The organism is Candidatus Poribacteria bacterium, assembly GCA_028820845.1.
Taxonomy (GTDB): domain Bacteria; phylum Poribacteria; class WGA-4E; order WGA-4E; family WGA-3G; genus WGA-3G.
This window is the reverse complement of sequence record JAPPII010000010.1, coordinates 81,877-87,876: the sequence shown is the minus strand read 5'-3', so window position 1 is coordinate 87,876 and position 6,000 is coordinate 81,877. Positions and strand designations below refer to the sequence as shown.

Annotated in this window: 6 protein-coding genes; 4 read left to right on the top strand and 2 right to left on the bottom strand. The window is 49.3% G+C overall.

Translation table 11 applies throughout. The annotated features are described in order from the left end of the window. Positions 1-163: 163 nt before the first annotated feature. Complete coding sequence (locus OXN25_02210) at positions 164-1,177, bottom strand: Gfo/Idh/MocA family oxidoreductase (protein ID MDE0423664.1); 1,014 nt, start codon at positions 1,175-1,177, stop codon at positions 164-166. A 63-nt stretch (positions 1,178-1,240) separates the two neighbouring features. Next, a complete protein-coding gene (locus tag OXN25_02205; GenBank protein ID MDE0423663.1) occupies positions 1,241-2,209 on the bottom strand; it encodes an Ldh family oxidoreductase in 969 nt (322 codons plus the stop codon). A 189-nt stretch (positions 2,210-2,398) separates the two neighbouring features. On the opposite strand from OXN25_02205, the gene OXN25_02200 reads away from it, so the two are divergent. From OXN25_02200 to OXN25_02185, 4 genes are all read left to right on the top strand, one after another. Beyond that, on the top strand, positions 2,399-2,806 hold the full coding sequence (locus tag OXN25_02200) for a hypothetical protein (protein MDE0423662.1): 408 nt from the start codon (positions 2,399-2,401) through the stop codon (positions 2,804-2,806). Between the two features lie 102 nt (positions 2,807-2,908). Continuing rightward, a complete protein-coding gene (locus OXN25_02195; GenBank protein MDE0423661.1) occupies positions 2,909-4,519 on the top strand; it encodes an NAD(P)H-hydrate dehydratase in 1,611 nt (536 codons plus the stop codon). A gap of 59 nt (positions 4,520-4,578) precedes the next feature. Continuing rightward, positions 4,579-5,361: an SDR family oxidoreductase gene (locus OXN25_02190; GenBank protein ID MDE0423660.1), complete on the top strand. Its 783-nt coding sequence runs from the start codon at positions 4,579-4,581 to the stop codon at positions 5,359-5,361. 117 nt (positions 5,362-5,478) lie between these two features. Further along, complete coding sequence (locus OXN25_02185) at positions 5,479-5,889, top strand: hypothetical protein (GenBank protein ID MDE0423659.1); 411 nt, start codon at positions 5,479-5,481, stop codon at positions 5,887-5,889. Positions 5,890-6,000: the final 111 nt, after the last annotated feature.

The following is a 6,000-nucleotide window of genomic DNA, read 5'->3' as shown; positions in this document are numbered from 1 at the left end:
CCTTTTGACGAGGCAGCATAACTTTACAATACAGTCCAAACTTTAGTAAGTTATAGGTTGTTAGTTAAAAGATGTTTTTGTAACAATCTTTCCCAGTTTGGAATACTCCAAAGCATAGTGAATTGTTAAACGGGAACCTCTTAAACTTATAACTTATAACCACTTAACCAATATCGCCATTAGCAACCATTGTTAGCAATGCAGAATCATCGATTGTGAGGGGTAAATTAATCCTTGCTCGCTGTCTACTCGACTGATACGTTGCAAAGATGAGTTCAGTTGCCTGAAGTGCTTTACGTCCGCTCAACTCTGGTTCACGTCCGGTTTTTACACCGTGAACGAGATCCAGTATAGAGAGTATCGTTGCATCGCGTTCAGCGACCAAGCCAGTTAAGTCAGGTTCTTCCCATCCCGTGCTGCCCTCTCGAAGCATCCGCACTGGTGATACGCCTCTGCCACCGACATCAATGATGCCTTTTGTGCCGATGAGACGATTCGCGAAGCCTCCCAGAGAGGTTCCACCCGTTGCGAGCAAACCCTCTACACCATTCTTCCAGCGTATCCATGAAACGCCACTCGTCTCAACTTGAACACCGAAAACGGTTTTTTCCTCGGCTACGTCTATTTGACCGATAACCCAATCAACAGGTTCGTCATTATTGTAGAAGAAGAACATATCAAACCAATGGGTTCCCCAATCGAGTAAATTCGGGCAAGCAGCTTCAAGACGGCATAATTCCCCGATTGCCCCTTCATTCGCCAAGCGTTTCGCTTTGACGAACTGAGCACCAAAACGACGTTGATGACAGAACGTTATGATAACATTGTTATCAACACATGCCTGATAAAGTGCTTTGGCATCGCCCCAGGTAGGTGCCATTGGTTTCTCACAATGAATGGCTTTAATCCCGCTGTTCGCGGCGGCGATCACCATGTCTTTATGGAGTTCAATCCAAGTACAGACACTCACAAAATCGAGGGATTCGGTATCCAACATCTCTTGGTAGTTTTCGTAGGTATTCGGCACTTCAAACGCCTCAGCAAAGGCGTTTCGTGCGTCTTCAACAGGGTCGGAACAGGCGACAATATCAACATCTGGGGATGCCTGATACCCGCGGGCATGGGAACGTCCACGACCGCCACAACCGATAATACCTGCTTTAAAAGTGGTTTCCATTTTTTAATTATTCCTCGCGGTTCGGTCAAGTCATTAACGGGCGAGATGACTTCGCCTACACAATCAACAAGTTAATTGATGGACAAGCGCGTCGTCTAAATGGATGCCAGAAATAAGGTGTGCCTCCCGCTGACGATACGCGCGTTCGCCGGGGATAAGAATTTCTTTAACACCTGCCTCGCGTCGATTCTCCTTGACCTGTTGGATGAGTTTATCAACCTCTGTTTTAAATTGCGCCAACGGCACGAAACTTGTTGGGTTCAGTGCGATGACGAGCAAGCCATAGTCTGCACCAGGGGGTGGAATCGTTGCGGCGTTCACCAACGCCCCAGCAAGAACCTGTATGATAAGCGCAAGTCCAAAGCCTTTATGTCCACCAAAAGGACGCACACTTCCCTTCAATGCCGCGTCGGGGTCCGTCGTTGCTTCGCCATCTGGGTCAAAAGCGAGTCCTTCAGCGATCTCAGCACCTTCTCGCATCGCAACGAGTAGATCGCCGTTGGTAATCGCAGCAGTGGACATATCAAACAAGAGGGGAACTGTGTTAGACGGGATGCCGACAGCAAGTGGATTTGTACCCAAAATAGCCTCGGTTCCACCTTCCGGGGTAATCCGTGGCAAACAGTCAGCAAAGAGGATTCCAATAATATCCGCCTTTCGCGCCATATCGACATAGTATCCTGCCATCCCACAATGCGATGTATTGTAAACACCAACAATGCTTGAGCCTGTTTGTTTTGCACGCTCAATCGCGATTTCCATAGCGCGATAAGCAACAAGGTAGCCAGGCTGGTTTCCACCGTTAATCCGTACGCATTGTCCTTCCTCCTTATCAATTTGGAGGTCAGCCCGTTCGCCTTGTTCATGGCGACTTTTAATACCCGGCAATCGGATAAACCCGTGCGTTTTACGCCCGCGGAGTTCGGCTTCTAAGAGAATATCGGTAATAACGGCGGCATCTGTCGATGAGAATCCACTCTTCATCAAAAAGGTTTCAGCGAGTTGTCGCGCATCAGCAATAGAAATATGCAAGTTGTGGCTCCACTTCTTTGCAAATGATGGAAAATCGTAGATTATATATTGACTTCTATTCTCGCGTTTGTTATACTTTAGCGCAAATTTGGTTGACTGTCAAGATGCATTTGGCATGTAACTTTAATTAACCCGTTACTGTAGGCGCGGTTTTTTAACCACGCGGAAATACCCAAGGAGGTCCTACAGATGGCGAATCAAAAGCACGACCTGGTTGAATATCCTATCCAAGAGAACGTTCGATTAGAGACATACTGGCGTGATGATGCTGGTGGGCGTGGACCCGCGGCTTCTTTGTTCGTCTACGACGATGAGATTATGCGCTTCGATTGCTTCGGCGGCGATAATGGGCATTGTCATTTCAACCTACGACAGACTCGTGGTAGACGGTGGATGTACCCAGAAGGCACCTTCCAAGACCACATTCAGCAGAGCCTGTTTGATCTCCGTACAAATCTAAACTTCTGCCTCCAAACCCATCAAGATGAGCGGGTTCAAGAAGTTCAGATAGAACAGGGAAGTTTAGAACAGGCGATACCGCAGATGGAAACACACTTATTAGGGCTTGCAGAGAAACTGCAGCAGAATGTCAACTGAAAAATGCAAGCAGCAAGCCAACAACGGAGGCTTGCGGAACTTATGTTAAAACCGCGGTTGAACTAATTCCGTTGTTTTTCGCTTGGCGCAAGGACAGAAAACATGAAAGTCGTGACCGCGGCGGAAATGCGCCAGATCGATCAGGACACTATTGAAGGTATCGGCATTCCCGGCATCCTTCTCATGGAGACAGCTGGGAGTGCCATCGTCCGTGCGATTCAACGACACTATTCAACATGCAAACGGATTGGTATCTTCGCTGGCAAAGGGAATAACGGCGGCGATGGCATCGTTATCGCACGCCAACTCGCCCACGCAGGTCGCGACGTGCATCTTTTCTTGGTCTCTCCACCAGAAAGCTTCACCAGCGAGGCAGCGGTCAATCTCCAAATTGCGAAGCGTTTAACCGCAAGTTTTGGCTTGCAAGCTACGCCAAAAGGGAAATTGCGGATTGAGGAAATTTTAACGGACGCAGCACTCGAAACGGAAGAAAGTGTTTCTTTAAATCAAATCGCCAGCTGCGAACTCCTTGTAGATGCCATTTTCGGTACAGGATTGCGTGGTGAGGTGCGCGAACCCATCGCTACCATCATTAACACCATCAATAATCTTTCCATACCTATTCTCTCTGTCGATCTACCCTCAGGGCTGGATGCAGACACAGGGAATCCATTAGGCACTTGCGTGCAAGCAGATCGGACTGTGACAATAGGCTTACCCAAAAGAGGATTGTTAGTCCATCCCGGGGCAGAATTTGCTGGAAAACTGGAAGTTGTTGACATCGGTTTTCCAGAACAGGTTGTAGATGCTCAGAATATTAAGGTTCATTGGACAACCACAACAGAAGCGTCAGAATGGGTGCCGTTGCGTCCATCCGCATCTCACAAAGGGACCTATGGACGTGTTCTCGTCATCGCTGGTGCGACAGGCATGACCGGTGCGGCGGCACTCGCAAGTAAGGCTGCTTTGCGTGCAGGCGCAGGATTGGTAACACTCGCGACACCGAAGCATCTCAATCCAATTTTAGAAGGACTTTTGCCTGAGGTAATGACGCTGCCGTTGCCAGAAACAGCGGCAGGCAGCTTGGCGGTATCAGGGATCTCAACCATCCTTGAATTCGCAGAAAAGACGAAATCCGTTCTTGCGATCGGTCCCGGACTCTCCCAAAATCCAGAAACAGTGGCACTCGTCCATCAATTGATTCGCGAGAATCAGAAGCAAGGGTTGGGTCTACGGATGGTTATCGATGCGGATGGACTGAACGCGCTGGCGCAAGCGACAGAACTCATTTCATTACTCGGTAAGGACACAGTGCTTACACCGCATCCGGGTGAAATGGCGCGGTTAACGAATACCTCGGTTCCAACATTAGAATTAGACAGAATTAGCACTGTACAACAGTTCGCATACGAACAAGGCGTAACGCTTGTATTTAAAGGTGCGCCGACTGTTACGGGAACACCAGATGGAAATGTGTGGATTAATTCCACTGGTAACCCCGGTATGGCAACGGGAGGCATGGGGGATGTCTTGACAGGCGTAATCGCAGGGTTGATGGCACAAGGCATATCGAGCGAAAAGGCTGGCGCGCTTGGGGTCTATCTCCACGGCTTAGCTGGAGATATCGTATCGGAGAGATTGGGAACGCATGGACTCATTGCGAGCGATGTTCTGGAGGCAGTGCCGGAAGCAATTTTCTCGCTGACACAGTAGCATTCACGTTGGGTTTCACTCACATTCAACCCAATCTACAAGAAACATAAGGAGAAATCATGGAACTCGGATTGACTGGAAAAGTTGCTGTCATCACCGGCGGTAGCGAAGGCATCGGCAAAGGTATCGCACTTCGTCTGTGCGAAGAAGGGGCGAAGGTTGCAATTTGTGGAAGACGCGAAACCGTTTTAGAGGACGCTGCTGAAGACATTCGCGCACAAACCGGTGGTGAAGTCCTGGCTATCCCCGCAGATGTAACGGTACCAGGGACGTTGGAGAATTTTATCGGGCAAACCGCAAGTCACTATGGAAAAATTGATATTCTGGTGAACAATGCCGGTAGATCAGCAGGTGGCGACTTTGAAACGATGAGTGACCAAGCGTGGTACGAGGATTTAGATCTCAAATTGATGGGGGCTATCCGCTGCGCTCGATTGGTAATCCCACACATGAAGAGCAACGGGAGTGGTAGGATTATTAACATCACGCATCCGGGTGGCAAACAGCCGAGTGCGGGGTCGTGTCCGACCTCAGTCAGTCGAGCGGCGGGTATTGCCTTGACAAAAGCACTCTCTAAAGAACTTCTACCCCATAAAATCTTGGTTAACACCGTCTGCCTCACCTCAATTAAAAGTGCCCAAGGGGAACGGGCATGGAAAGCAGCGGGTTCACCCGGAACGCTTGAGGAGTATTGGGAGGCGCGCGGCGCGGAGCATCCGCTTGGACGTTTAGGGGAACCGAGTGAGGTGGGCAATCTCGTAGCGTTTCTCGTCTCAGATTGCGCATCGTTTATTACAGGAACGGCTATCAACATTGACGGTGGACTCTCTGCGGTCGTCTAAAAAAATACATCTTGCCACCCGCCGAGTATTGGGCGGTAATCTCGGTTCACACAGATGACTTGCCAAACCGTGTAGGGCAGCCCTTGTGGCTGCCCTCTTAACGAAGGAACGGAAAAAATGGAATTCTATAAAATCTACCCTGTCCCAGCGGCAGATGCATCAACCGCTTTCCAAGTGGAACTGGATCCGCGGGCGATCACCGCTGCAGAAGAACTTGAAAACAGTGGTGCACAAGGCACGGAAAGAGAAGCAATCCTACAGAAACATCTCGGCTCTGACTATGAGAAAGGCTATCGCGGCACTGCGTGGGGTCTGCACGGTATCTCTGAAGGGCTGACACCCGCACGCTTGGCAGTTTTACTGGAAGCACACGGCGAGTATTTGGATCCCTGTGCCGAACGCGAAACGTTTGACCACAGTCTGATGGTCAACGTTGAGGAGGAATTAGCGTCACAGTTGGAGGATATCCCTGAATCTGTTTTGGAGGCGATTGTTGAGGAATATAAGATCGACCTGTTAGATGTGTAATACCTTCCTTTTGTGTAATACCAATTCTAATTGATAATTCCTCTTAAAAGGTTGGCTATTTTTCAGCACTGCTCGGTGCGGTTAGAAACCGCACCTACCGGGTGTGACGTG

Coding starts and splice junctions, on each gene's coding strand:
- OXN25_02210 (MDE0423664.1), bottom strand. CDS start 1,177: ATGGAAACCACTTTTAAAGCAGGTATTATCGGTTGTGGCGGTCGTGGA.
- OXN25_02200 (MDE0423662.1), top strand. CDS start 2,399: ATGGCGAATCAAAAGCACGACCTGGTTGAATATCCTATCCAAGAGAAC.
- OXN25_02195 (MDE0423661.1), top strand. CDS start 2,909: ATGAAAGTCGTGACCGCGGCGGAAATGCGCCAGATCGATCAGGACACT.
- OXN25_02190 (MDE0423660.1), top strand. CDS start 4,579: ATGGAACTCGGATTGACTGGAAAAGTTGCTGTCATCACCGGCGGTAGC.
- OXN25_02185 (MDE0423659.1), top strand. CDS start 5,479: ATGGAATTCTATAAAATCTACCCTGTCCCAGCGGCAGATGCATCAACC.